The 23,670-nt window shown below is 71.5% G+C and carries 23 protein-coding genes; 9 read left to right on the top strand and 14 right to left on the bottom strand.

Translation table 11 applies throughout. The annotated features are described in order from the left end of the window. Positions 1–162: 162 nt before the first annotated feature. The 4 genes from ACFUNE_RS25705 to ACFUNE_RS25720 all read left to right on the top strand — a co-directional run bounded on the left by ACFUNE_RS25705 (position 163) and on the right by ACFUNE_RS25720 (position 3,518). The gene (locus ACFUNE_RS25705; protein ID WP_383572581.1) at positions 163–735 is read left to right on the top strand and encodes a SigE family RNA polymerase sigma factor; all 573 of its coding nucleotides are present in this window, start codon (positions 163–165) and stop codon (positions 733–735) included. Further along, positions 735–1,445, top strand: a complete 711-nt coding sequence (locus tag ACFUNE_RS25710) for a hypothetical protein (RefSeq protein WP_383572584.1) — start codon at positions 735–737, stop codon at positions 1,443–1,445. The genes ACFUNE_RS25705 and ACFUNE_RS25710 overlap by 1 nt, the downstream gene beginning before the upstream one ends. A gap of 153 nt (positions 1,446–1,598) precedes the next feature. After that, positions 1,599–2,432 (top strand): pectate lyase, encoded by an 834-nt coding sequence (locus ACFUNE_RS25715; RefSeq protein ID WP_383572587.1) that lies wholly within the window; start codon positions 1,599–1,601, stop codon positions 2,430–2,432. A 165-nt stretch (positions 2,433–2,597) separates the two neighbouring features. Continuing rightward, a complete protein-coding gene (locus tag ACFUNE_RS25720) occupies positions 2,598–3,518 on the top strand; it encodes a hypothetical protein (RefSeq protein ID WP_383572590.1) in 921 nt (306 codons plus the stop codon). Positions 3,519–3,576: 58 nt separating this feature from the next. Here the strand turns inward: ACFUNE_RS25720 and ACFUNE_RS25725 are convergent, their stop codons facing one another. Beyond that, positions 3,577–4,323, bottom strand: coding sequence for a ScbR family autoregulator-binding transcription factor (locus ACFUNE_RS25725; protein ID WP_383572593.1), 747 nt, complete (start codon positions 4,321–4,323; stop codon positions 3,577–3,579). Positions 4,324–4,630: 307 nt separating this feature from the next. Here ACFUNE_RS25725 and ACFUNE_RS25730 point away from each other — a divergent pair, with 307 nt between their 5' ends. Together ACFUNE_RS25730 and ACFUNE_RS25735 are read left to right on the top strand one after the other, a co-directional pair. Next, positions 4,631–5,497 carry a ScbA/BarX family gamma-butyrolactone biosynthesis protein gene (locus ACFUNE_RS25730; protein WP_383572947.1) on the top strand — a complete coding sequence of 289 codons (867 nt, stop codon included), beginning with the start codon at positions 4,631–4,633 and terminating at the stop codon, positions 5,495–5,497. After that, entirely contained in the window at positions 5,494–6,339 is an 846-nt protein-coding gene (locus ACFUNE_RS25735; RefSeq protein WP_383572596.1) for an NAD(P)H-binding protein, read from the top strand. The genes ACFUNE_RS25730 and ACFUNE_RS25735 overlap by 4 nt, the downstream gene beginning before the upstream one ends. Positions 6,340–6,495: 156 nt before the next feature. Here the strand turns inward: ACFUNE_RS25735 and ACFUNE_RS25740 are convergent, their stop codons facing one another. Together ACFUNE_RS25740 and ACFUNE_RS25745 are read right to left on the bottom strand one after the other, a co-directional pair. Further along, positions 6,496–7,740, bottom strand: coding sequence for a cytochrome P450 (locus ACFUNE_RS25740; RefSeq protein ID WP_383572599.1), 1,245 nt, complete (start codon positions 7,738–7,740; stop codon positions 6,496–6,498). A gap of 911 nt (positions 7,741–8,651) precedes the next feature. Next, entirely contained in the window at positions 8,652–9,266 is a 615-nt protein-coding gene (locus ACFUNE_RS25745; RefSeq protein ID WP_383572602.1) for a ScbR family autoregulator-binding transcription factor, read from the bottom strand. 322 nt (positions 9,267–9,588) lie between these two features. Here ACFUNE_RS25745 and ACFUNE_RS25750 point away from each other — a divergent pair, with 322 nt between their 5' ends. After that, the gene (locus tag ACFUNE_RS25750) at positions 9,589–10,350 is read left to right on the top strand and encodes a response regulator transcription factor (protein ID WP_383572605.1); all 762 of its coding nucleotides are present in this window, start codon (positions 9,589–9,591) and stop codon (positions 10,348–10,350) included. Positions 10,351–10,535: 185 nt separating this feature from the next. On the opposite strand, the gene ACFUNE_RS25755 is transcribed toward ACFUNE_RS25750, so the two are convergent. Further along, a complete protein-coding gene (locus ACFUNE_RS25755) occupies positions 10,536–11,744 on the bottom strand; it encodes an MFS transporter (protein WP_383572608.1) in 1,209 nt (402 codons plus the stop codon). A 74-nt stretch (positions 11,745–11,818) separates the two neighbouring features. Between ACFUNE_RS25755 and ACFUNE_RS25760 the strand changes: the two genes are divergently transcribed. Next, complete coding sequence (locus ACFUNE_RS25760; RefSeq protein WP_383572611.1) at positions 11,819–12,229, top strand: MerR family transcriptional regulator; 411 nt, start codon at positions 11,819–11,821, stop codon at positions 12,227–12,229. Here the strand turns inward: ACFUNE_RS25760 and ACFUNE_RS25765 are convergent. The 10 genes from ACFUNE_RS25765 to ACFUNE_RS25810 are packed head-to-tail and all read right to left on the bottom strand — an operon-like array spanning position 12,151 to position 22,001. Beyond that, positions 12,151–13,104 carry a fumarylacetoacetate (FAA) hydrolase gene (locus ACFUNE_RS25765; protein ID WP_383572614.1) on the bottom strand — a complete coding sequence of 318 codons (954 nt, stop codon included), beginning with the start codon at positions 13,102–13,104 and terminating at the stop codon, positions 12,151–12,153. The two genes, ACFUNE_RS25760 and ACFUNE_RS25765, sit on opposite strands and share 79 nt — an antisense overlap. Before the next feature lie 59 nt (positions 13,105–13,163). Then, on the bottom strand, positions 13,164–14,456 hold the full coding sequence (locus tag ACFUNE_RS25770) for a pyridoxal phosphate-dependent aminotransferase (RefSeq protein ID WP_383572617.1): 1,293 nt from the start codon (positions 14,454–14,456) through the stop codon (positions 13,164–13,166). A 53-nt stretch (positions 14,457–14,509) separates the two neighbouring features. After that, positions 14,510–16,165, bottom strand: coding sequence for an AMP-binding protein (locus ACFUNE_RS25775; RefSeq protein ID WP_383572620.1), 1,656 nt, complete (start codon positions 16,163–16,165; stop codon positions 14,510–14,512). Continuing rightward, entirely contained in the window at positions 16,162–17,280 is a 1,119-nt protein-coding gene (locus tag ACFUNE_RS25780) for a Glu/Leu/Phe/Val dehydrogenase dimerization domain-containing protein (protein ID WP_383572623.1), read from the bottom strand. The genes ACFUNE_RS25775 and ACFUNE_RS25780 overlap by 4 nt, the downstream gene beginning before the upstream one ends. Before the next feature lie 57 nt (positions 17,281–17,337). Continuing rightward, a complete protein-coding gene (locus ACFUNE_RS25785; RefSeq protein ID WP_383572626.1) occupies positions 17,338–17,901 on the bottom strand; it encodes a type 1 glutamine amidotransferase in 564 nt (187 codons plus the stop codon). A 10-nt stretch (positions 17,902–17,911) separates the two neighbouring features. After that, a complete protein-coding gene (locus ACFUNE_RS25790; protein ID WP_383572629.1) occupies positions 17,912–18,715 on the bottom strand; it encodes an acetylglutamate kinase in 804 nt (267 codons plus the stop codon). Continuing rightward, positions 18,712–19,767, bottom strand: a complete 1,056-nt coding sequence (argC, locus tag ACFUNE_RS25795; protein ID WP_383572632.1) for an N-acetyl-gamma-glutamyl-phosphate reductase — start codon at positions 19,765–19,767, stop codon at positions 18,712–18,714. Before argC ends, ACFUNE_RS25790 begins: the two co-directional genes overlap by 4 nt. Then, the gene (locus ACFUNE_RS25800) at positions 19,764–20,612 is read right to left on the bottom strand and encodes a RimK family alpha-L-glutamate ligase (protein WP_383572635.1); all 849 of its coding nucleotides are present in this window, start codon (positions 20,610–20,612) and stop codon (positions 19,764–19,766) included. Before ACFUNE_RS25800 ends, argC begins: the two co-directional genes overlap by 4 nt. A 1-nt stretch (position 20,613) precedes the next feature. Further along, entirely contained in the window at positions 20,614–20,799 is a 186-nt protein-coding gene (locus tag ACFUNE_RS25805) for a lysine biosynthesis protein LysW (RefSeq protein ID WP_383572638.1), read from the bottom strand. Positions 20,800–20,849: 50 nt separating this feature from the next. Further along, the gene (locus ACFUNE_RS25810; protein ID WP_383572641.1) at positions 20,850–22,001 is read right to left on the bottom strand and encodes an isopropylmalate synthase; all 1,152 of its coding nucleotides are present in this window, start codon (positions 21,999–22,001) and stop codon (positions 20,850–20,852) included. Positions 22,002–22,481: 480 nt separating this feature from the next. Between ACFUNE_RS25810 and ACFUNE_RS25815 the strand changes: the two genes are divergently transcribed. Continuing rightward, on the top strand, positions 22,482–23,663 hold the full coding sequence (locus ACFUNE_RS25815; RefSeq protein WP_383572644.1) for an acyl-CoA dehydrogenase family protein: 1,182 nt from the start codon (positions 22,482–22,484) through the stop codon (positions 23,661–23,663). Positions 23,664–23,670 lie beyond the last annotated feature (7 nt).

The following is a 23,670-nucleotide window of genomic DNA, read 5'->3' on the forward strand; positions in this document are numbered from 1 at the left end:
ATGGGGGTTCAGGTTTCCGCCGTGGTGCGCGTTACTGGAGGCGCACACGCGTCGAAGCGCTTCCGGGGGTGCGCATTGGTACGCTCTCGCCCCGCGAGCGGAACTGGGAACGTACACAGTCCGCTCGGGCGCGCAGGGATCCCGTGCAGAGGAGAGGTACCCGTGGGCACAGGCGTGGACGATGCTGCCGCCGCCGAGTTCCGTGCGTTCTTCGAGGCGCACTACGCCGAACTCGCCCGGCTCGCCCATCTGCTGACGGGTGAGGCCGACGCGGCGGACGACCTGGCCGCCGACGCGCTCATGGCGCTCTGGCACCGCTGGGACCGGGTCAGGGGTGCGGACCACCCGGCGGCCTACGCGAGAGGGGTCGTCGCCAACCTGGCCCGTACGCGCATCCGCAGCGCTGTCCGTGAGCGCCGCAGGATCGCCCTGTTCTGGGCACCCCGCGGGGCGGGCGACGGCTACGCCGCTGACGGGCCCGACGTGTCGGCCGTGGTGGACGTCCAGGGTGCCCTGCGGCGGCTGCCGTTCCGCAAGCGCGCCTGCGTGGTGCTGCGGCACGCCTTCGACCTGTCCGAACGGGACACCGCTCTGGTCCTCGGGGTCTCGGTCGGTACGGTGAAGAGCCAGACCTCGCGCGGTGTGGCGGAACTCCAGCGGCTGCTCGGACCCGGGAACCCTGCGGCACAGGTACAGGTGGCGGCCGCCGGGCAGCGCACCGGAGGAAGGCAGTGATGGACGAGGACCTGCGGGAGCGGCTGCGCACGGCCGCCGCTTCGCACCGCCCCGACCGGGCGCGGATGCTGGCCCGGATCGAGCGCGGCATGGCGGAGGAACCGCCGTCCCGTCCCGCCCGCGGCCCTCGCTCCCCGATGCCGTGGCTGCGGGTGGCCGGGGCGACGGCGGCGGTGTGCGGGGTGCTGGCGGCCGGCGCGTTCGCGGTCACGTCGGCGGGGCGGGAGGGGCCGAAGGGCGGTCAGCGGGTGGCCGCCGAGCCGGCACCGCCCCGCCCGGCGTCGCCGTCGCCCGGCCGGGGCGGTGCGCTGCCTGCCGGGAGCGGCCCGCTGTGGTCGGACGGCTCACTGAACGCGAACAGCAACAGCTACTGGGCGCAGAGCGAGGTGACGGTCAAGACGACGCGGCAGCTGTCGGAGCTCACGGTCGAGCTGCGGATCGCGCTGAACGGCGGGGTGAACACCACCGGTTCCTGGCGCTCCCTGCCGGAGGAGGACTTCGTGGCGTCGGCCCGCGAGGAGGACGGCTTCCTCGTCTACCGCTGGACGCTCAAGCCGGGACGGGGCGTGCCTGCCGGCACGCACACCTTCGCCGGGCAGTACAACCACGCGCAGGGGACCCGCGACACCGGGCGGGACGACTACACGGCGCGGGGGCGCGCGACGGGCGGACAGACCTCGGTGGGCGGCGACTTCGCGCAGACGCACTGAGCTCACCACGCGAGGAGGCGGTTGGGGCGCGGTGACGTCACGCCGGCAGCCTTCACGCACAACGCATCCGGAACACGGCAACCCTTTCGCGGGCGGTGGCGACCCATGAGCGCGACACCATCCCCCACCCCCTAGGAAACGGGACCGACGAACATGAGCGAACGAGCGCACACGCATCGGCGCAGGCACGGCAAGCGCCGCATGGCCGCCGCAATGACCGCCGCCCTGGGTCTCACCGGCGCCGCCCTGGCCACCGACGTCATGCTGCAGCCGGCCGGAGCGGCCACGGCCGCGGTGCCCGCCTGGCCCAGCGCCACCGGAACCCAGGCCGTCTCGAAGACCATCGAGGTCTCGGGGACGTACGACGGCTCGCTGAAGCGCTTCTACGGGAGCGGCGACCTCGGCGGGGACGGCCAGGACGAAGGGCAGGACCCGATCTTCAAGCTGGCCGACGGGGCGACGCTCAAGAACGTCATCCTGGGCTCGCCGGCCGCCGACGGCGTCCACTGCTCCGGCAGTTGCACGATCCAGAACGTCTGGTGGGAGGACGTCGGCGAGGACGCCGCGTCCTTCAAGGGCACGTCGACCGGCTCCGTCTACACGGTGTACGGGGGCGGCGCCAGGAAGGCCTCGGACAAGGTCTTCCAGTTCAACGGCGCGGGCAAGCTGGTCATCACGAAGTTCCAGGTCACGGACTTCGGCAAGCTCGTCCGGTCCTGCGGCAACTGCTCCAAGCAGTACAAGCGCGACATCATCGTGAACGACGTCGACATCACGGCGCCGGGCAAGTCCCTGGTCGGCATCAACACCAACTACGGGGACACCGCCGCACTGCGTTCGGTGCGGATCCACGGCGACAGCAGCAAGAAGATCAAGCCCTGCGTCCGCTACACCGGCAACAACACGGGCGCCGAGCCGACGGAGACGGGCAGCGGCCCGGACGGCACGTACTGCCGCTACACCGCGTCGGACCTCAGCTACGACTAGGGATCCCGCCGACGTCGCCCGAGTGTGGTCTGCTCCTGTCGGCCCGGTGCACCGGGCCGACAGGAGCAGACGCGCGGCACGCGGCGATTGCGTCATGGTTTTCGCCGATCGACACTGGGACGTGAGGATCCTGCTCGGGGAACCTACCGAGGATGTGCGCGCACCATGCCCAGCTCCGACAGCGCCGGCCACGAGGGCCGGGACCCGGACACCGAGATCGCGGTACCGCGGGACGACGGCCCCGATGAAGGGCCGTCAGACGTCTTCCTCGACGTCCCCTCCCTGCATGTGGACGAGCTGGAGCTGGAGGTCGACGACCTCGAGGCACACGTCTCGCTCCAGGCGGAGGTACTGGACCTCCTCAAGCTGAACGTCGGGGCGGACGTGCGCCTCGGGCGGGTCCAGCTGGACATCGACGGTGTGGACGTCCAGGCGCAGCTCAAGGTGCGGCTCCACCACATCGCCGCCATCGTCACCCGGCTGCTGGCCACGGTGGACCGCAACCCGCAGATCCTCGAACAGCTGACCCGTGGCGTGGGTGCGGCGGTCGAGGACCTCGGGGCCGGCACCGGCCGGGCCGCGGGAGAACTGGGCAGGGGCGCGGGCGCGGCCGTGAGCGAGGTCGGCCGGGGAGCCGGGACCGCGGCCGAATCCGTCGGCAGGGGCACGGGCAGGGCGGTGGAAGGCGTCGGCCACGAGGCGGGCGCAGCCGTCGGGGACGTGGGCCGGAGCGCTGCGGAAGCGGCCGAGGAGGCCGGCGGGAAAACCGGGGACCAGGACGCGGAGAGGGCTTCCGAGCGCCCGGCCGCCCGTCGCCGGCGCCGGGCCCCGGAGGGTGACTCCACCGCCCCGGACAGGCCGCGCCGCCCGGCTTCCGCGAAGAAGACGAGTCCCGCAAGGAAGAAGGCGTCCGGAGCCACGGCCCCGGAGAGCAGGAGGGCCTCCGGCAGGAAGACCGTGAAGAAGAGCGCGGCCGGAAAGGCGTCCACGGCGGAGGCCGACGCGGAGAAGGAGAACGGCGTGCCAGGGCCGTCGAGGAGCAGAACCGCCAAGAAGGCCGCGGCCCGGCCCCGGCGCAAGGCGTAGCCGGGCGGGGAGCTTTCGTGTCCATCTGCCCCGCCCGGGACCGCGGCTCCGGCGGGGCTCAGCCCTGCGCGGCGGCCGGCTCGTCCGCCACCACGGGCTCCTCGTCGACAGCCGGCTCCCCGTCGGCAACGGGCTCTCCGTCGGCAACCGGCTCCCGGTCGCCCACCGGCTTCGCTGCCGCAATCAGACGGGCGCCGCGCTGCGCGCACATGTCGAGCACACCGAGCACCGGGGGTACGGCGATGCTGGGCATGAGGGCCTGCAGCAGCACCGTCACACGCTCCGGCAGGTCGTCGTACTCACTGAGTAGCTGCGACATGTGCTGGAGGCCCGCGAAGGTGCCCACGAACAGCTCGGCCGTCGCCAGGAGATCGACGTGGCAGCGGAGTTCATCGCGTTCCCGCGCTTCCTCGAGAATGGCCAGGTTGGCCTCGCGCCAGGCGCGGAACACGCCGCCGCGGTCGATACCGGTGGCCTGCTGGTCCAGACTGAGCCGGACACTGGCACGGACCAGCGGTTCGGTGCGCAGGCGTTCGGCGAAGACCAGCCCGGAGTCGACGAGTTCCTGCAGCTTGACGGGCTGCGGCCGCAGGGCGTTCTCCTCGGTCTGCTGCTGCTCGGCGAGGATTATCTGGGCCAGGTCGTCCTTGTTCCTGAAGTGGAAGTAGATGGCCCCCTTGGTCGTTCCCGCCGCGCCGGCGATGTCACTGAGGGTGGTGGCCTCGTAGCCGCGCCGGTCGAAGACGATGGCGGCGGCCTCGATGAGTTTCTGCCGGGTTCGTGCCGACCGATCCTGCTTTGTCACGTTCATCCCTCGCTCTGCACTTCGGAAGCATGAAAAACGTTAACGTACGAATCTGCCGCCGGAAAGGCGATCCCGCGCCTCCCGGATGCCCCACTTCCAGCCCGCCCGGAGTATTCACGAAACGCAAGATCGCCTCTAGATCACTTGTGACCTGCACTTATTCGGATTTCGGCAATGTGATCCGCGTCACACTTCAAGCCGTTGAAAAAAATATCTTGAGGTACGTAACGTTGCGCCAACAACGTTTCTTGGGGGGATCGTGTTAGAGATCACCAACGTCGGCGCCCGGAAGCCCACTTCCGTGCCCATGCAGTGGGCGCATCGAGAGAGACCGCAGGACGTCGTACCGACGCATTGGAGACGGCTCTCGGAGAACCGTTTCCTCGTCGAAGGCAGCTGGCCCGAGGAGCATCCGTTCTTCGCGCCGGTCGGCGGACTCCACGATCCGCTGCTACTGGTGGAATCCATGCGTCAGAGTACGATTCTGCTCGGTCATGCCGCTTACGACGTCCCACTCGACACGCACTACCTGATGCGGTCGCTGGACTTCACCTGCCGCCCACAGCACCTTCACGTCGGCTACAAACCGGACGTCGAGATCGAGGTCGTCTTCGACGAACTCACCTACCGGGGACGCATGTTGTCCGGCATGCGGGCCGCGGTCACGGTCGGACGCGGCGGCCGGGAGGCCGGCACCGGCGTCAGCCGCATCAACCTGATCAGCGCCCGCGCCTACCGTCGCGTGAGGAGCGCCGCCGCACAGCAGCCCGTGCCCCGGCAGTACGCACCCGATGTGCCGCCCCAACTCGTGGGCCGCCTCCGCTCCGAGGACGTCCTGCTCCTCCCCACCGGTATCTGGGGCCACTGGATCCTCAAGATCGACACCGGTCACCGCACCCTGTACCAGGGCCCCAAGGACCATGTGCCGGGCATGGTCCTCATGGAGGCTGCCCGCCAGGCCGCGCACGCCACCATCGGTCCCTCCGCCTTCGCACCCTGGACCGGCGACAACGCCTTCCACCGGTACGCGGAGTTCTCCCGGCCCCTGCTCATCGAGGTCACCGACGTGTCCCTGTCGGGGGCCGACTGGGCGATGAAGGTCACCGGACACCAGGACGGGGAAGCCGTGTTCACCTCGGTCTTCTCGGCGGGGCAGCCCCGGAGACCGTCTTGATCCTCGTCACGGGCGCCACCGGCACGGTGGGGCGGGAGGTGGCGCGGCAGCTCGCGGCGGACCATGCCGTACGGCTGATGAGCCGCACCCCCGTGTGCCCCTCCGTGCCCGGCCCCCGGGTGGAGACCGCCGTCGCGGACTTCGCCCGGCCCGGCCGGCTGGGCAGAGCTCTGAGCGGGGTGCGGGCCGCGTTCCTGGTCACCAGTCACCCGGTCGAGCCCCATGACGAGCGCTTCCTGGAAGCCGCCGTCGCCGAGGGTGTCAGCCACGTGGTCAAGCTGTCGGCAGCCGTCGTCGACGACGACACCGAAGACTTCCTCACCGTACGCCAGAGGGTCACGGAGGAGGCCGTGCGCTCCTGCGGGATCGCCTGGACCCTGCTCCGCCCACGGGCGTTCATGTCGAACACCCTGTCCTGGGCCGACCGCATCGGCCGGGACGGCACAGTGGGCGCGTTGTACGGCAGTACGCCCAACGCGCCGGTGGACCCTCGCGACGTCGCGCGGGTCGCCGTGCGGGCGCTCACGGAGGGCGGGCACGCGGGCAGGACGTACACCCTCGTCGGACCCGAGGAGCTCAGCGCACGCGCGCAGACGCGCATCCTCGGCGACGTACTCGGGCGCCGGCTGCGGTTCCGCGAGTGGACGGTCCGGGAGGCACGCGAACACCTGGCACGCCGGCATCCGCCTCGCGTGGTCGAGGCGCTCCTGCAGCGGGCGGACCTGCAGGCCAGGGGCGGCAAGTCGCTGCGCGGCGACGCGCTCGCCTCACTGACGGGGCGCGCCGCGGGCACGTTCCGCGGCTGGGCGGACGACCACGCCCACTGCTTCCCCGGCGGGTGAGCGGCCCGTTCCGCCGGGCCCGGCCCCGTTCGCCCGGGCCCGCTCCCCCAGGGGGCGGGCCCGGGCTCCCCCGTTTCCGTACTCACCGATATGTATCGCCGTACCGGGCCGAGTGGCGCCGCGTCCCTTGGTGCGGCGCCGCCCGGCGCTCCTGGGTCAGCCGAGGCGGACCGGCAGTTCCCGGTGGCCGTTGGTGATGAAGCTCGGCAGCAGCGGCAGGTCCTCACCGGGGCGGGCCAGGCGCATGTCCGGGAATCGGCCGAAGAGAGCCTCCAGTGCGACGACCGCCTCCATGCGCGCCAGTGGCGCGCCGATGCAGTGGTGGACCCCGTAGCCGAAGGTGATGTGCTCGCGGCGGGTGGGCCGGGTGATGTCGAACTCGGCCGCGTCGGGGCCGTGCACCTGCGGATCGCGTCCGGCCCCCGCCACGGACACCAGGATCGGGTCGCCCCGGGCGATGCGCACACCGCCGATCTCGATGTCCTCGACGGCGTAACGCAGCGGGACGTGGAAGCCCGAGGGCTCGCAGCGCAGGGTCTCCTCCACCACGTCCTCCCAGGCCGCCCGCCCGGATCGGACGAGCTCCAGCTGGGCGGGGTCGCTCAGCAGGCGGTGGACCGCGTGGTCGACGAGGTTGGCCGTGGTCTCGTAGCCGGCCGAGACGATCAGGAGCAGGGTGTCGAGGAGCTCCTGCTGGCTGAGGCCGGTCCGGCTCTCCTCGTCGCGCACGGCCACCAGCCGGGTGATCAGGTCGTCGCCGGGCGTCTCACGCCTGGCGTCCACGAGCGCGGAAAGGGCCCCGTACAGCGCGCGGACGTTCTCCTCGTTCGCGGTCGGCTTGACCGAGGTGAGGAAGGTCAGGCCGATGATCTCCTGCAGCGGTCCGCGCATCTCCTCCGGGATGCCGAGGAGTTCGCAGACGACCTGGACGGGGAGCGGCAGGGCGAACCGGGCGCGCAGGTCGACCTCGGCGCCCTCGGGCACCTCGTCGAGGCGGTCGAGGAGCGCCCGCGTGATCTCCTCGACGCGAGGCCGGAGCGTGCTGACGTTGCGTGCGGTGAAGGCCCGGGCGACGAGCTTGCGCAGCCGGACGTGGTCGCCTCCGTAGGCGGTGATCATGCTGCGGACGGATACCCACAGGGTGAGTGGCCAGTCGGCCGGTATCTCCCCGCGTATCCAGGCCGGCCAGTGCTGTTGGGCGTCCTTGGAGACCCGTGGGTCGGTCATCAGCTGCTTGAGGAGCTCCGTGCTGGTGACGGACCAGGCCAGGACGCCTCCGGGGAGGGTCACACGGGCCACCGGGCCCTGCTCGCGGATGCGGGCGATCTCGTCGTGCGGGTCGGCACCGGAGGCGTCGAGGTGGACGGGGCAGGTCGTGGCCGCCGTGGTCGGAATGCTCATGGGTCGGATCCCTCTCGGTTCGGTTCGCGCACACGGGCCGAGTGCCGGGGGCCCCGGCAGGCGCGGGGTGGGCGGGGCGGAAGGAGGAGCGCGGCTGGGCAGGTCGGTGCACCCGCGGGCCGCACGGCATCGCGCGGCACCAGCGGGCCGGGATCGGCACTGCTGACGTACGACTGGCTTCCCGGCCGCCCCTCGGAGCACGGGTGTTGTGTGCGGGGTCGCCGCTTCCGAGTGGGTGCGGCGGGGACGGCGCGCATGGGATCCGGTACGCGCCGTGCCGGACCGGACCGTCGCGGTGGCTCGGGTCCGGGGTGAGGCGTGTTCAGTGGCCGGGTGAGGAGGCGGTGCCCGGGGCTTCGAGGGGCGTTTCGCCGGAACGGCTCCGAGGACGCGCGGGGTCGCTCCTGCGGGAACAGCTCCGCACCGCGCCGGCGGGGCGTCCGGGGACGGGACGGACTCCCCTCCCCCGTTCGGTGAGCGTGCGTTCACCCACGAGGCGCCCGGAACGGACCGGAAGGCGTTCGGCCGTTGCTCCGGCGGTACTGGGGGCGGCTGATGAGGACCGCGCCACGCACCGTGGGCGAGATGTCCCCCGCGGGACTACGGGAACGGCGACGAGGGGCCCGAGGAGGAAGTCCCGAAGGGTACTACGGGCTCCGACGGGGCGTGCTTCCCGCTGTCGGGGCGCACCGCGCAGGGACGCGTCCCGATGTCGGGTTCACCGGAGCGCGGCGCGCACTCGGAAGCACGACCGGCAGGGAACCCGCCCGGACGCGGACATCGTTCCCCGTGCCGGGACCGCGACCGCGGGCTGGAAGAACGTCCGGCGCACCGGTGCGCCTGGAACACCCACGGAGCACGCCTCCACAGAATCTCCACAACCATAAGATACCCGTGGGTCAGCGTTGAGTTCAACAGTCCCCGCCACCGTTCGACTCCAGGGCGCAGTCCGGCAGTACGGCGCGCCAGAAGCCGGTGAGCACTTTCGGTGACAGCCAGGCGCGGTTGTCGCGGGCCAGCAGCGCGAAGCCGGTGGTGGCCCCGACCACGGTGTCGGCGAGCTCGCACAGAGGCAGCGCACCGAGACGCGCCCCCTCCTCCTCGCCCGCCTGCACGAGGAGCCGCTGGACGCAGCTCTGCCACTCCTGGTGAATGCTCAGCCGGGTGCGGCCCGAGGTCTCGTAGTTGAGCCGGAAGCCGGCCCGGGACACCACGTCCCGATGCAGCAGATGAGCCAACGAGTAGGAGATCGCGGCCAGTTCGGCAAGCGCGTCGGTCCGGTCGCACCGGGTCCTGCGGGCGGCGCGGTAGAGGTTGCGGATGGCCGCGTGCTCCACGGCCTCGGCCAGGTCGGCCTTGCTGCGGAAGTGGAAGTGCAGGGCGCCCGTGGTGACGCCGGCCCCCTCACTCACCTCACTCAGCTTCGTCCGCTCGTACCCGTGGCGTTCGAACCGCTCGGCCGCCGAGCGGATCAGGGCCGTTCGGGTGCGGACGGAGCGCTCCTGCTTGCGAGTTCGGCAGACCACGGGAGGCGGGTGCGCAGTCGGGCACCCCTGCGGGGAGGCCTGCGGTTGAGACGACGACATGGAGTCATTAAATACCTAGGAGAATCAATTTTCACCAGCGCGTTAAATTATCTGACCGAAATGACCTGAATATCCAGCTCTATCAACATGCCGTCGTAAGCGGACTGCGACCATCACCGGCCGATTCGACACCACAGAAGGCCACATACCGCTCAAAGCTGGGCATCTCATCCTCTGTGAATCCTTTGACAGAAACATCCTTTTAGGTATTGAATTTGACGCGTCGTTGAGTCAAAGCCAAGGATCCGAGGGGGGAAGGGCTATGACTGACCCGGCCGGCCTGCTGGCGCGCGGCGTACACACGCGGGCGCGCTCCACGGGGCGAGGAAGTGGCACGAGGCGCACGGTCGACGAACCCCGGGGCTGGACCGTCCTGGTCGTGCAGAACGACCCGGCCGACACCGAACTCCTCATGCGCGGACTCCAGCGCCACGGGCACGCCGTGACCAGCGCGGAGACCGGCGTCGCCGCCTTACGCGCCTACGGGGAGGCGGACCTGGTCCTGCTCGACCTGGAGCTGCCCGACCTGGACGGCATCGAGGTGTGCCGGGCCATCCGCCGGTTCGACGACACCCCCGTGATCGCGCTGACCGCGCGGGGCTCGGAGCTAGACCGGGTGCTCGGCCTGCAGGCAGGTGCCGACGACTACATGGTCAAGCCGTACGGATTCCCGGAGCTGATGGCCCGTATGGACGCGGTGATGCGCCGCGTGCGGCCTCGCCTGCCCCGCCAGGAGGGCCATGTGGTCGCCCACGGCGAGCTGCTGGTGGACCGCGAATCGCGCAGGGTGACGGTGGCCGGGCGCCGGGTGGAGGTGACCGGCAAGGAGTTCGACCTGCTCCACCTGCTGGCGAGCAACCCGGGCGACGTCATCTCCCGCAGCCGCATCATGCAGGACGTCTGGGGCGGTTCCTGGTCCCGGAGGACCGTGGACACCCATGTGTGCAACCTGCGCAGCAAGCTCGGCTCCAGCGGCTGGATCCTGACCGTCCGCAGCGTCGGGTTCCAGATCGGACTGGGCTGACCGCCCGTCACCCCGCCTCGCGGGCAGTGGAGAGGCCCCGTTCTCGAAGGTCGAGAACGGGGCCTTTCCGGCGCCGTGACCCGTCCGCCGGACGGGGGACGTGGAGGCGGTGCGGGCCGTGGCGCGCCCGGAGCCGGGCGGACGCCCCTGGACGGGGCCGGGGCGTCCGCCCGGGAAGACGGGCCTCAGCCGGAGCTGGGGCGCTTCGCGGGGAAGGCGTGCCGTCGTCCGAGGATCACGACGAGCAGCACCGGGAGCATCAGGACCAGGACGCCCCACGGGAAGGACTTGGGACCCTGCACGTCGAGCAGGATGCCGCCGACGGCGCCGCCTCCGGCCATGAAGGAGTTCCAGGTGGTGACCAGAAGTGCCTGCCCGCGGTCGCCTCCCGCGTCCGTCACGGCGGTCTGGAGCAACGTGGTGACACCGCCCCAGCCCAGGCCCCACAGGATCATCGCGCCGTAGACGGCCCACAGGTCGCCGGCGAGCATCACCAGCATGATCGAGGCGATGATGAACAGGACGGAGCTCGCGACGGTCAGCATCCTGAGCTTGCGGTCCACCAGTGCGCCGGTGACCCAGATGCTGACCACGGAGGCGATGCCGAAGACCAGCAGCACGGTGTCGCGGGAGTCGCCGTGGTCGTACGTGTCGAGGAAGGTGGCGATGTAGGTGTACAGGATGTTGTGGGCGAGCACGTAGGCCGCGACCACGAACAGTACGGCGGCGACGCCGGGCAGCCGGACGGCCCTGAGGATCGGCTCGCGGGCGCCGGGCTTCTGGCCGGCGGCGTCCGGGACGGTGGCCCAGATCCAGCCGAGCAGGATCACCGAGACGACCGTGACCAGGGCGAAGGTGAGGCGCCAGCCGAACAGGCCGCCCAGGAACGTACCGACGGGAATGCCGAGCGACAGGGCGAGCGGTACGCCCGCCATGGTGATGGCGATGGCCCTGCCCTGCAGGTGCGGAGGCGCCAGCCGGCGTGCGTAGCCGACCAGTTCGGCCCAGACAGCCGCCGCGGCGACACCGGCGATCAACCGGAACGCCATGGTCAGCGGGTAGCTCGAGGAGATCGCGGTGACCGTGTTGGCGACGGCGAAGGCCGTCACGGACAGCAGCAGGAGCCTCTTGCGGTTCCAGGTGGCAGTGGTGATGGCCAGCGGGATCGCCGACAGACCGGTCGCGATGGCGTAGATCGTCAGCGCCTGGCCCATGGCCGATTCGCTGACGGACATGTCGCGGGCCATCTCGGGAAGCACACCGGCGGGCAGCGCCTCGGTCAGGATGCCCATGAACGCCGCGGTGGCGAGCGCCAGAAGCGGGGACATGGGCAGCTTGCGCTGCTCGGGTGCCGGGGAGGTGTCGTCCAGCAGCTCTGGTTGGGATGTTGACATGATTGAATCCTCAAACCCTCACATTGATGTGAATGTCAAGTCGGTCGAGTGGACGGGAACGGAAGGAGGGGCACATGCGCATCGGGGAGCTGTCCGATCGCACGGGGACTCCGCGGAGGCTGCTCCGCTACTACGAGGAACAGGGCCTGCTGACATCGGACCGGACGCCCAACGGCTACCGCGACTACGCCGAGCGCACGGTGGACCGGGTCCTGCAGATCCGCGGCCTGCTGGAGGCCGGGCTGCCGACGCGGGCGATCAGGAAGGTCCTGCCGTGCATCAGCGACCCGCGGATGATCCATGTGCCGGACGCGGCGCCGGAGACCATCGAGCTCCTGGAGCGGGAGCGGGACAGGATGACCGAGCGCATCCAGTGCCTGACCCGTAACCGGGACGCGATCTCCGGCTACCTGGACGCCGTGCGCGACACGGACGGGCGCGACGACGGTGGGAGGTACGGGCCGGCGGCACCGGTCGCGGTCTGAGTTCCGTACCGCACGGTATTGGCGAGGACCACACCGTGGCTGGTCACGTCGAGCACCATCCGGTCGCCGTCCTCGATACGGAACCCGTCGTGGTACGTGGCCTTGTCGGCGCCCAGGAAGGTGTACGTGACCAGCCCGGGCTGCCGCAGCAGGGGGTACGAGAACAGGTGCTCCGCCATGTCCTCGAACCGGTGGAAGATGGAGTCGGCCCCGCAGGAGAACGGGCCCTCCCACGCGGTTGCACCGTCCCGCTCGACGACGACCCGGCCCGTCACGCTCTGCGGCGGCGCGTCCAGGAACAGCCAGGGGAGCACCGAGGTCTCGCAGAGCTTGGCGTACGGGGTGTACGCCCAGGGGTTCTTCAGGTGCAGGCCGATGTCGTTGAGGTCGTTGCCGAAGGTGTAGCCGGCGTAGTGCGGGGTGCCGTCCCCGTCGTTGACGTACACCAGGACCACCTCGGGCTCCTCGATCAGCCAGATCGGGTCGGCGGGGGTGGTCAGCGGCTCGTCGGACACGCGCAGCCAGGAGCCGAAGCCCTTCATGTAGTAGTTCGGGGCCACGAACTCCTCGTCGGGTTCGGGGGCGCGGTCGAACTTGGAGCGGTGCGTGCCCATGAATCCGTTGACCAGCGCGTTGTCGGTGGCCGTGGGCAGCAGCGGCGGGAGCAGCCGCAACTCGGGGTCGCCGAGGGTCACCGACACGGTCTCGGCTCCGCTCGTGGCGGCGGCGAGCGCTGCTTCGGCACCGCCCGCGAGGAACGCGGCGCGCAGCTGCCCGTCCTCGACGGCGTGCAGGGTGTGGGCCCGGCCCGGCTCGGGGACTCCGGTTCCCGCGTAACGATGTCCTCGGTACTCGGCTTCGAAGAGGATGGACATGGCGGACGGAGCCTCCTGAGAGAGAAGAGATGTGTGGTGGTGGGGGGTGGCGGATGGTTTCAGTGCACGGGCGGGGTGACGCACACGCCGGTGAGGTCGGTCAGGACCTCGGCGACGCGCTCCAGGGATGCGCTGATCCACGGCAGCCGCAGCGGGTCGTCGGCTGACAGGGCGCGGGTGCGCCGGGAGTCGCTCTCCCCGTACAGGCGGCTGGTGGCCACCCGGACGCGTAGTGCCCCGGGGTGCTCGCCGAACGCCGAGCCGGGCAGCACCCCGACGCCGTAGCGCTCGCCGAGCGTGACGGCGAGGCCGTCACCGTCACGGATGCGGTGGACCCGCCCGAGGTGGTCCCGTGCCGCCTCGAAGTCGGGGTAGAGATAACTGGTCGCACGGACCGGCGCCACCTCGGCGCCCGCCGCGACGAACAGCGAACCCACGGCGCGGACCACCGTCTCGTGCAGCCTGCGGCCGGCGGCGATGTGCGCGACGACCTCGGGCGGCTCGGTGAACGCCCAGGCCGCCGCGGCCTGCACGGGCGCCGCGGTGCTCGACCAGATCTGGCTGGCCACCCCGAGCAGTCGTGCCTTCACCCGCTCGCCCAGCGGGCCTTCGGGCAGCCGGGCCACGCCCAGGCGCCAGCCGCCGACCGCCAGGCTCTTGGTGAGCCCGGTGGTGACCACCGTCCGCTCGGGTGCGAACACGGCCGGGGAGACGGCCGGCCTGGTGCCGTCGTAGACCAGGTCGCAGTAGATCTCGTCGGAGACGATCACCAGGTCCAGCTCCCTGGCGACCTCGGCGAGCTCCTCGACCGTGGCCGCCGAGGCGATCGTGCCCGTCGGGTTGTCGGGCAGCGTGACCACCACGCAGCGCGGATCGTGCCCGGCCGCCCGGGCGAGGACCACCGCCTCCCGGACCCTCCCGGGGTCCGGGACGCCGCCCTCACCCGCCCGTGTGGCGACCGGGACGGGACGCAGTCCGCCCAGCCGGGCCTGGGCCGCGTAACTGACCCAGCTCGGCACCGGCACCACGACGTCCCCGCCGACGGCCAGCATCAGGGCGAACAGCAACGGCTTGCTGCCCGGCCCTGCCACCACCGCGTCCGGGCGGGTGGCCAGGCCGCGCCGCTCCCAGTAGCCGGCGGCCGCCGTGCGCAGCGCCGGATCACCGGCGACGGGACCGTACGCGTTGTGGTCCGCGGCGAGCGCGAGCCGCTCCGCCAGCTCGGGCATGACCGGCAGGCCGATCTCCCCACTGGCCAGGGACAGGACCTGCTCCCCGGCCAGCCGCCGGCGGATCAGTGCCTCGTCGGCGGCGAGTGTCGGCGACATCGTCACCGGCGCTGGATGAGGCATCCGAGGCTCCAACGGGTAGGCGGGAAAGGCGTGTCGGCAGGTGGACGGAAGACTCAGGAGTGTGCGTAGAGCTTCCTGAGCTCGATCTTTCGGACCTTGCCCGTGATCGTCTTGGGCAGGGTGTCGGTCAGCTCCAGGCGGTCCGGGAGGAACCGGTCGTCCTGGTCGGCCCGGCGCAGGTGGGCGCGTATCTCCTCCAGCGTCGGACGGACACCCCCGACCGGAATGACGACCGCGAGGATGGGGTCGTCGACCTGGCCGGTGGGTCCGACGACGGACGCCTCGACGACCTTGGGGTGGCGCGAGATGATCGCCTCCAGCTCCGCTATCGGGACGACGATCCCGTCGCGCAGGATCGTGTCCTTGGAGCGGCCCAGGATCCGGATGCCGCCGCGCCCGTCCTCGCGGGCCACGTCCCCGGTGTCGAACCAGCCGTCATCGGTGAGTTCCGAGTCGAACTGCTCCTGCTGCTTGAAGTAGCCCAGCGCCCTCGACGCCCCGCGCACCCGCAGCCGCCCCACCGAGGCACGCCGGCTCGGGTCGTGACACACGTCGATGCGGATCTCCATGGAGTCGATCGGCCGTCCGTGGCTGTGCGCGGCCCAGTCCTGGTTGTAGTCCAGGCGGCTGATGGTGACCGGGCCGAATTCGGACATGCCCCACACCGAGTAGGTGCGCGCACCGAACGTCTCGCGCAGTTCGTCGACCAGCTCCATCAGCACCGGCGCGGCGCCGGTGACCGTGTGGCGCAGGCTGGAGACGTCGTGCGGGTCGGCGTTCTGGGCGCGGGCGACGCCGGAGAGCGTGGGCGGCGGCCCGTAGAGCAGGGTCGCTCCGTACCGCTCGACCAGGTCGAGCAGGCCCGCGTGGTCGGGGCCGTCCTGGAAGGCGATGGTGCCGCCCAGCATCACTCCGGCGAGCACGCCCTGGCCGAAGCCGGAGTAGTGCACCAGCGGGGTGGTGACAGCGACCACCAGGTCGTCGCGGAGCAGGAACGTGTCGACGTATCCCCGCACGCCCGAGTGCACGGTGTTCTGGCTGTGCACCACGCCCTTGGAGAACCCGGTCGTGCCGGACGTGAAGAGCACCACGAACGGTTCGTCGGGGCGGAGCTGGCGCCCCGCCAGATCGCCCATGAGCTGCTCCTCCCAGTGGTGGGAGACGAAGTGGTCGTGGAAGTCGACCGTGCCCTCGGGACCCGGACCGTCGACGACCACGACGTGTTCCAGGGGCAGTTCGCCGGTCAGGTCGCAGATGGTCTCGGCGAGCGGGTAGCCCTCCCACTCGGGGAGCGTGACGCACACCCTGGCCTCGGTGAGCGCCAGACGATGGCGCAGCTCCTCGGCCTGGCAGACCGGCGCGACGGGGCAGATGACCGCGCCGACCGCCATGCAGGCGAACATCAGCGGAACCATCTCCCAGCGGTTGGGCAGCTGTACGGCGACCACGTCGCCGCGCTCGACGCCCAGTTCGAGCAGACCCCCGGCGAACCGGTCGGTCAGCCGGGACAGCTCGGCGTAGTCGAGCGTGTCGGTGCGGGCCTCGTCCAGGCGGCGGCCCGCGATGACGAGCTTCCGGGGCCGCCGGCGGGCCTGGCTGCGCAGGTCGTCGAGGAAGGTGTCGTCGCGCCACCAGCCACGCCGCCGGTACTCCGCCATCCGGTCCGCGGCCGACGCGTTGGACAGGAAGGCGGCGGTGGTCGACGTCATCGCGCCAGCTCCTCGCGGCGCGCCCCGAGGAGCTCCGGCAGCGGGTTGCCCGCCGTGGCGCCGGCGATGTCGAGCAGGTCGCGGGTGTTCTGGCGGACCCGGTCGCCGACCCAGTCGAAGACCCATGCCCTGCGGGCCTCCGCGGCCAGCTCGAAGGGCACCACACGGGTGACGGCCAGCGCGGCGGACGCGGCACCGCCGATGTTGGCGATGACGCCGGGCACCAGGAGGACCCCGGCGGCGGCGGCCTTCTCGCGTGCCTCGTCGGACGAGCTGATGTTGCCGCCCTCGACGACCAGGCCGGCGCGGAGGCGGTGGACGTTCTCCGCGTTCAGCGCGTGCTTCTGGGCAGCGAGGATGAGCAGGTCGGCCTCGACGTCGAGCCAGGCGTCCCGGTCGGTGCGGACGGTGACGCCGGAGGGCAGTTTGCTGCGGTCGATCGCACCGAACTCATCCGTGACGGCGACCAGCTCGTCCATCGGGAGCCGGTCGGCGCTGAGGGTTCCGGCCACGTCGGCCACGGCCACCACCACGTGACCGCGCTCCTCCAGGAAGCGACCGACCGCACGGCCGACCGCGCCGAAGCCCTGGATGACGACCCGGGCGGGACCGGTGCGCCCGCCGGCCTCCAGGGCCGTGACGGCGGCGACGCCGACGCCGTGACCGGTGCAGTCGATCAGGGGCTCGTAGTAGGTGCGCCAGTCGATCGGCATGTCGGGAGCGCCGGGGCGGAACCGCGGGTCGTACCCGGCCTCCTCGAAGAACACCGCCCGGTCCGCGGGGGTGACACCCATGTCGATGCCGAGGTGGATGCCTCCGTGCAGCAGCGGTTTGACGGTACGTCCGAAGGTGCGGAACGTCGTCCCGCGGTCGGAGCCGTCAGCGACGATGCCCGCCTTGGCGCCGCCGATGCGCAGCCCGGCGAGAGTGAACTTGACGGTCATGTCACGGGCCAGACCGGCGACTTCCGCCTCGGTGACCCCCGGCGTCATCCGGGTGCCTCCCATGGCGAGGCCGTCGACGAGCGAGTCGACGACGACCCAGCCCTTGATGTCGCCGCCGGCGCCGTTCAGGTGAGCGGTCAGGGCGGGCTCTCGTGCTTCCCAGCCAGTCATGTGTCTTCTCCAACGGTGAGCAGGAAGGTGGGGTGCGTGCGGCGGTTCAGGGGGTGCTCAGCGGTACAGGTCGGTGAAGCCGCGCAGGATCTCCCGGCCGTCGGCACGGAACTCGAGGTGCGCCTGGGCCCCCAGGATCCGGCCGTCGTCGGAGCGCAGGAACTCGACCGGGGCGTGCTCGGAGCGCCCGATGGACCGGAAGCCCGGTGGGGCCTGCTGGATGTACAGGGTGTGGCGGTGGAAGACGGTCACCGTCGGCTTGACGTACGTGAACAGCGGCTCCTGCTTGTCGACCCGCACCTCGAAGCCGCCGACGCGCTGCGGCCCCTCGGCCAGGACGCCGCCCTGGGAGACGGCGAGGATCTGCATGCCGCCGCAGATCCCGAAGACCGGGACGTCGGAGCCGAGGACCAGGTCGACGAGGGGTTTGTAGTACTCCTGGTCGTAGGCGCGGACCTTGGTTCCGCTGAGCACGATCGCCTGATAGCGGCCGCCGAGGCCGGCGGGTACGCCGGCCACGGTCACCGGGTCGGTGTCGGAGCCCAGCTCCTCCAGCCGGGCACTCAGTTGCTTGAGCGAGAGCGTCCCGTTGTTGACAACGAGCACGCGGGGTTTCGCCACGTCGGGCTCCTCAGGTTCGCGTGATGACGGTTCCGGCACGGCCGGCGAGCAGTTCGCTGACGGGGGCGCCGCCGATGACGACACGCCCGGCCCCGCTGTCCAGCGCCTCGCCCGCGGCACGCAGCTTCTTGCGCATGCCGCCGGTGGCGCCCTTGTCGCGGAAGGCCGCCGCAGCGCCGGCGGTGATCTCGCGGACCGGTTCCCCGTCGATGAGCAGATGGGCGACGTCGGTGACCAGGACCAGGTCGCGGGCGCCGACGGCTCCGGCGACGGCGGCGGCCGCCCGGTCGCCGTCGGTGTTGACCTCCCGCCCCTCGGCGTCCCTGGCCAGTGGGGTGACCAGGTAGGCGTGACCGGGCTGGAGGTTCTTCAAGGACGAGGGGTCCACCTCGGTGATGGGGCCGACGAGGTTCTCCAGCTCGACGAGCTGCTTGTCCTTCCACCAGAAGCGCTCGCCGGGCCCGGCGGTGACCAGGCCGTCACTGCCCAGGACCCGCTCGGCGGTGATGCCGCGCGCCTCCAGACGGCCCAGGACGTCCTCGCCGAGCTCGGCGCTGACGGTCTTGATGTCGGCGATGACCTCGGGCGTGGTCCAGCGGCTCTGGTTGCCGTAGCGGTCGCGCAGGATCGCGGACGGCTCCCGGTAGCGGGGGCCGAGCTTCCTGAGCGGCTTGGACCAGCCGTGCACCAGGACCAGGGGCCGGGTCCGGCCGTGCTCGGCGAGGTCGTCCCACCAGCTGTCGGCCAGGTCCTCCAGGCAGCTGCCGCCGAGCTTGACGACGGTGGGGGCGGCACGAGGGCCGGTGGCGGTCATGTCGGCATCACCGGCAGCATGGTCAGACCCGTCTCCTCGGGAAGGGCGAAGCGCCGGTTGAGGGCCTGGACCGCCTGCCCGGCGGCTCCCTTGAGCAGGTTGTCCAGTGCGGACAGCACGACGATCCGCCCGCCCTCGGGGTCGTGCAGGACCGCCACGTCGCAGTAGTTGGAGCCGATGACGGCCTGCGGGTCGGGCACCGGGATCAGCGTCTCGGTGTGGCGTCGCACCCGCACGAACCGGTGGCCCTTGTAGAACCGTGCGTAGGCGCGCTGCAGCTCGCGTTCGGTGACCTCCGCGTCGGTGAAGACGTACGCGGAGGTCATCAGGCCGCGCACGTGGCCCACGCCGTACGCGGACATGGACAGCGAACCGACCTCGGCCTTGCCGCGCTCCAGGAAGTCGCTCACCTCCGCCGCGTGCCGGTGCCCGGTGGGCGCGTACGGGGCGATGGCGCCGCTGCGCAGAGGGTGCAGGTCCGGCACCCTCAGCTGCAGCCCGCCGCCGCTCGATCCGCTCTTGCCGTCCACGACGACGGTCTTCAGGGGCAGGCCGAGCCCCAGGGTGAGGGGCGCCAGCCCGAGCGTGAGGGCCGTGGCGTAGCAGCCGGGCACGGAGATCAGCGCGGCGTGCTCCAGGCTCTCGCCGATCAGCTCGGGCACCCCGTACACGAAGCGGTCGGCGAGCTCGGTGGTCCGCGGCACCTTCGGGTACCAGCGCTGGTGGAGCTCCGGGGTGCGGATCCGGAACGCACCGCTGAGGTCGATCACGCAGGCGACGCGATCGGCGAGCTCGGCGGCCAGCCGGGCCGAGACCGATGCGGGCGTGGACAGGAACACCACGTCGCAGGTCTCCGCGATCCGGTTCGCGTCGACCGCCTCGACGGTGAGGCCGAGGTCGAGGCGCAGCCCGGGGTGGAGCTGGGCGGGGCGGCGGCCCACGCTGGAGTTGCCGCCCAGATAGGCGAGTTCGAGCTCCGGGTGCTGGAGCACGAGCCGGATGAGTTCACCGCCGGCGAGTCCGGAGGCTCCGACGATTCCTGCTCGGATCATTCGAGGGTCTCCTGTATGTGGCGGATGACGGCGGACGAGATGTCGGTGTCCGTCGTGGAGGCGACCCCGCGCCAGGCGGGCGCGTGGTTGACCTCGTTGACGAGGTGGCCCGACTCCGTACGGAACAGGTCGACGCCGTAGATGCCGGGACCGAGCCGGTCCACGACCGCGTCGACGACCTTGGCCACGTCCGGGTCGTGCGCCAGCGAGCGGCTCCGGTTGCCGAGGGCGGCATTGCTGCGCCAGTCGGCGCCGGCGCTCTCGAACTCGGCGGCGGCGACGATCTCCCGCCCGACCACCAGGCAGCGGACGGAGCCGCCGCCGAGGTAGGGCTCGAGCAGGCACGCCTGCTCGAAGGCGTGCCCCAGGTCCTCGACGTAGTCGTACACCGAGTGCGCCAGGTCGGCGTCGCGGACCAGGGTGACCCGCTTGCCCATTCCGCCGTAGACGGGCTTGAGCACGGCGGGGGTGCCGAGGTCGGTCAGCGCCTTTGCGTAGTCCTTGCGGGACAGCACGAGGCGGAAGTCCGTCACGGGGACACCCGCTTCGCGCAGCACCGCCCGCAGGACGAGCTTGTTCTCGCACGCGTGGATGGCGGCGGCGGTGTTCAGGACGGGTGTGCCGTCCGCCTCCACGAGGGTGGCGAGGAGTCCGCCGCGGGTGTAGCTGCGGCTGCGCACCAGGACGGCGTCGTAGCCGGCGAGCGGGGAGGCGTCGGCGGAGCCGAGGCCGAGATCCTCGTCGTTGACCCAGTCGATGCGCAGCCCCGCCGGTTCGGCCGCCCGCATGAGTTGGCGTTCCTCCCAGCCGACCCGGTCCGCGACGACAGCGACCCTTCTGCCCATCTCACTGACCCCAGTCGCGCAGGGTGACCTCGACCATTTCCAGCGTCAGCTCGCCGTCGGATATGGCCTCCACGCGCAGCGTCAGCATGCATTCGGGGCAGGACAGGGTCTCGCCGACGAGAATCGGCGGCAGGGTGAGGCCGGTCTCGCACTCCGGGCAGACACCGGTCAGGGTGGCGGTGGTCATGGGTGGGGCTCCTCTACGGGTACGGGTGGGGCAGGGCGGGGTGGTGCGGCTCAGACGTTCTGGAAGTCGACCGCGGCCTTGCGGATGGCGTCGCGGTCCAGCAGCGGAGCGCCCCCGTCCTCCTGCCGGGCCGCGAGCCAGGGGGTGAAGGCGTCGACGTCGACGGTGACCCCGGAGTCGTCGAGCGCCCAGCGCACCAGGGCGCCGGTGAGCCGGGTCCGGACCCTCAGCTCACGCGTGTTTCCGACGAGTTCGGCGGGGAGCGTCTCGTAGGCCTCCGGGTGGAGCAGCTGGCCGGGCAGCTCGTACGCGAAGGCGTGCGGGGTGGTCGGTCCGGACTGGAAGGCCTCGCCGAGGCCCGCGCCGCGCAGCGCGATGCGGGAGAGCTCGGTCAGGTGGGTCAGGTCGAAGCGCCGGTCGTCGTGGATCACGCGCAGGGCGGTGAGCAGTTCGGCGAGCGGTGCGTTGCCGCCGCGCTCGCCTATGCCGCCGACGGTCGCGGAGATCCAGCGGGCGCCGGCGCGGACCGCGGCCAGGGAGTTGGCCACGGCCATGCCCAGCATGTTGTGCGAGTGGATCTCGATCTCCGAGCCGTCGATGACGGTGATGTCGGAGATGACCTCCTCCATCTGCCAGGGCGAGAGGTACGCCACGGTCTCGGCGAGCCGGAACCGGTCCGCGCCGGCCTCGAAGCCGGCCTCGACGTACGGGACCAGCCGTTCCCTGGGGGTGCGCGCACCGTCCTCGCCGCTGAACGTGACGTGGAAGCCGCGGTCCTTGGCCTGGGATATCGCCGAGCGGGCCACCGCGTGCAGGAGCTTGGCGCTCGGCGAGTCCAGCTTGAGCTTCGCGTGCTGCTCGGAGGTGGGGATGGAGTACATGATGTGGCGCACGCCCAGGCGCTCGGCCTCGTCGAGGGCGGTGGCCACCTGGTGGCGGTCGCGGACCACGAGGAGCGTCATGCTGCGCTCGGGACCGATGGCCTCGTGGGTCGCCTCGATCAGGGCGGCGTCCTTGGAGCCGGGGCCCGAGACCATGCCGACCTCGACGAGGTCGATGCCGGTCCTGACCAGGAGGCGGGCGATCTCGGCGGCGTCGCGGGGCTTGAATTCGACGCCCGCCATATGCGCGGAGTCGCGCAGAGTCGCGTCGGACAGATGGGGCGGTACGGGAAGACTTACCTGTGCGGGGGTGACTGCCATGGCGCGTTCCCTCTCTTCCATGCTTTCCGGAAAGGCGTTTCGACGGACGTTCCCGGGCGTGATTCCGAATGAGCGGCCGCTGTGATCCGGGGAGACGATCCCGCTCGAGCGGCACGCCGTGGAGCGCTGAACAAAAGGATGCAAGGGCCCGGTGGTCCGGGGCAACGCAGTTCGTGTCAAGTCGCGCCAAGGAACGTCAGGGCAGGTCGACACCGAGGGAATCTGGTTGACGCAGGGTCCAGTTGCGTAAAACTTCGCTCGTTCGTCCGATAAACCGGCACCCCGGACCGGCGAAACCCACTGCTTCCCGACTATGGTGACCGCATTCCCCGGACGACCCGTATTCAAGACGCGCATTCAAGACACGCATTCATGAATCCGCTGTCGACCGGGAATTCCACGTACGCGAATTCAAGGACGTCCTTTTCGACACCCGTGCACGCCGGGGCCGGGAAGGCCCCGTGAACGAGGGGAGATCCAATGGTGCTCGCACAGCCCGAACTCCGTACGGACCCGGAGGCGGCCGGCGGCCCCGGACCGCTCGCACGATCCCGAGAGCTCGCAGGCAGGCTCGCCTGGCCCACCACGGCCCGGCGCGACCGCGACCGGGCCTGGGACCCCGCACTGTTCGCCGGTCTGGCGCGCACGGAACCCGGCCCCTCCCTGGCCGGCCCCCTCGTGCCCGCGCCCCTGGGAGGCGGCGGCAGCACCGCCGCCGAGGCGCTGGCCCTGCTCGAGGGGCTCGCCGAGGGCTCCCGCGATCCCGGGCTGGCCCTGGCCGTGGCCGTTCATGCGGTCCTGACGACCGTCCCTCTGCGCGCCCACGGCACACCGCGCCAGCGCGAGCGCTACCTGCCGCGCATGGCCTCCGGCGAGTGGTTCGGCGCACTGTCGCTGCACCAGACGCACGGCGGCGCCACCGCCCCGGCCGTCACCGCCCGCCCCGCACCCGCAGGACAGGACGGCTGGCTCCTGACGGGCCGTCTGGACCTGGTGGCCGGTGCGCCCGTCGCCCACCACTTCCTGGTGGTCGCCGCACACCGGGGCGGCGGCCGCACCGCCTTCCTGGTGGACCGGGCCACGCCGGGCCTGCTGGTCACCGAGGGCGGCCCGGCGGCCATGCACACCTGCCCCTGGGGACAGCTCCTGCTCGACGGAGCCCACGTGGACGACGGGTCGGTCCTGGGCGCGGTGGAGGGCGCCGCCACCGAGGTGGAGCCGCTGCTCGCGGTTCTGGACTGGGTGTACTGCAGTGCGCCCTGGCTCGGCGTCATGCGCGCCCTGGCCCGGGACGCCCTGGAGGCCGCGCGCGGCCGGGAGCTGTTCGGCCGCCCGCTCGCCGACGACCAGGCCACCCGCTTCGCACTCGCCGACCTCGTCACCCAGGTCGAACTCGCCGAGGGCCTGCTGCGCCGGACCGCCTCGCGGCTCGACGACGGCGGCGCGCTTCCGCTCCAGGAGGCAGCCGCCGCACGGCTGTTCGTCTCCGGCGCGGCGGAACGGGTCACCCGGGCGGCGGCCGGCCTGATCGGGCCTCTCGCCGGGACGGGCGACGGCCTCGCCGAACGGGCGTACCGCGACGCCCTGTTCCTGTCCCGCACCGGCGGAGGCGCGCAGGTGCTGCGTCCCGTCGTCGCGGCTTCCATGCTCGGACTCGGCTGAAGGAGAT

Origin of the sequence: Streptomyces sp. NPDC057287 (assembly GCF_042667905.1) — a bacterium.
GTDB lineage: Bacteria > Actinomycetota > Actinomycetes > Streptomycetales > Streptomycetaceae > Streptomyces.

Excerpts from the sequence above, each read along its gene's own strand:
- ACFUNE_RS25810 (WP_383572641.1), bottom strand. The coding sequence starts at position 22,001 with ATGGCAGTCACCCCCGCACAGGTAAGTCTTCCCGTACCGCCCCATCTG.
- ACFUNE_RS25715 (WP_383572587.1), top strand. The coding sequence starts at position 1,599 with ATGAGCGAACGAGCGCACACGCATCGGCGCAGGCACGGCAAGCGCCGC.
- ACFUNE_RS25775 (WP_383572620.1), bottom strand. The coding sequence starts at position 16,165 with ATGACGTCGACCACCGCCGCCTTCCTGTCCAACGCGTCGGCCGCGGAC.
- ACFUNE_RS25815 (WP_383572644.1), top strand. The coding sequence starts at position 22,482 with ATGGTGCTCGCACAGCCCGAACTCCGTACGGACCCGGAGGCGGCCGGC.
- ACFUNE_RS25805 (WP_383572638.1), bottom strand. The coding sequence starts at position 20,799 with ATGACCACCGCCACCCTGACCGGTGTCTGCCCGGAGTGCGAGACCGGC.
- ACFUNE_RS25730 (WP_383572947.1), top strand. The coding sequence starts at position 4,631 with ATGCAGTGGGCGCATCGAGAGAGACCGCAGGACGTCGTACCGACGCAT.
- ACFUNE_RS25710 (WP_383572584.1), top strand. The coding sequence starts at position 735 with ATGGACGAGGACCTGCGGGAGCGGCTGCGCACGGCCGCCGCTTCGCAC.
- argC (WP_383572632.1), bottom strand. The coding sequence starts at position 19,767 with ATGATCCGAGCAGGAATCGTCGGAGCCTCCGGACTCGCCGGCGGTGAA.
- ACFUNE_RS25750 (WP_383572605.1), top strand. The coding sequence starts at position 9,589 with ATGACTGACCCGGCCGGCCTGCTGGCGCGCGGCGTACACACGCGGGCG.
- ACFUNE_RS25765 (WP_383572614.1), bottom strand. The coding sequence starts at position 13,104 with ATGTCCATCCTCTTCGAAGCCGAGTACCGAGGACATCGTTACGCGGGA.
- ACFUNE_RS25740 (WP_383572599.1), bottom strand. The coding sequence starts at position 7,740 with ATGAGCATTCCGACCACGGCGGCCACGACCTGCCCCGTCCACCTCGAC.
- ACFUNE_RS25780 (WP_383572623.1), bottom strand. The coding sequence starts at position 17,280 with ATGACTGGCTGGGAAGCACGAGAGCCCGCCCTGACCGCTCACCTGAAC.
- ACFUNE_RS25800 (WP_383572635.1), bottom strand. The coding sequence starts at position 20,612 with ATGGGCAGAAGGGTCGCTGTCGTCGCGGACCGGGTCGGCTGGGAGGAA.
- ACFUNE_RS25720 (WP_383572590.1), top strand. The coding sequence starts at position 2,598 with ATGCCCAGCTCCGACAGCGCCGGCCACGAGGGCCGGGACCCGGACACC.
- ACFUNE_RS25770 (WP_383572617.1), bottom strand. The coding sequence starts at position 14,456 with ATGCCTCATCCAGCGCCGGTGACGATGTCGCCGACACTCGCCGCCGAC.
- ACFUNE_RS25755 (WP_383572608.1), bottom strand. The coding sequence starts at position 11,744 with ATGTCAACATCCCAACCAGAGCTGCTGGACGACACCTCCCCGGCACCC.
- ACFUNE_RS25760 (WP_383572611.1), top strand. The coding sequence starts at position 11,819 with ATGCGCATCGGGGAGCTGTCCGATCGCACGGGGACTCCGCGGAGGCTG.
- ACFUNE_RS25790 (WP_383572629.1), bottom strand. The coding sequence starts at position 18,715 with ATGACCGCCACCGGCCCTCGTGCCGCCCCCACCGTCGTCAAGCTCGGC.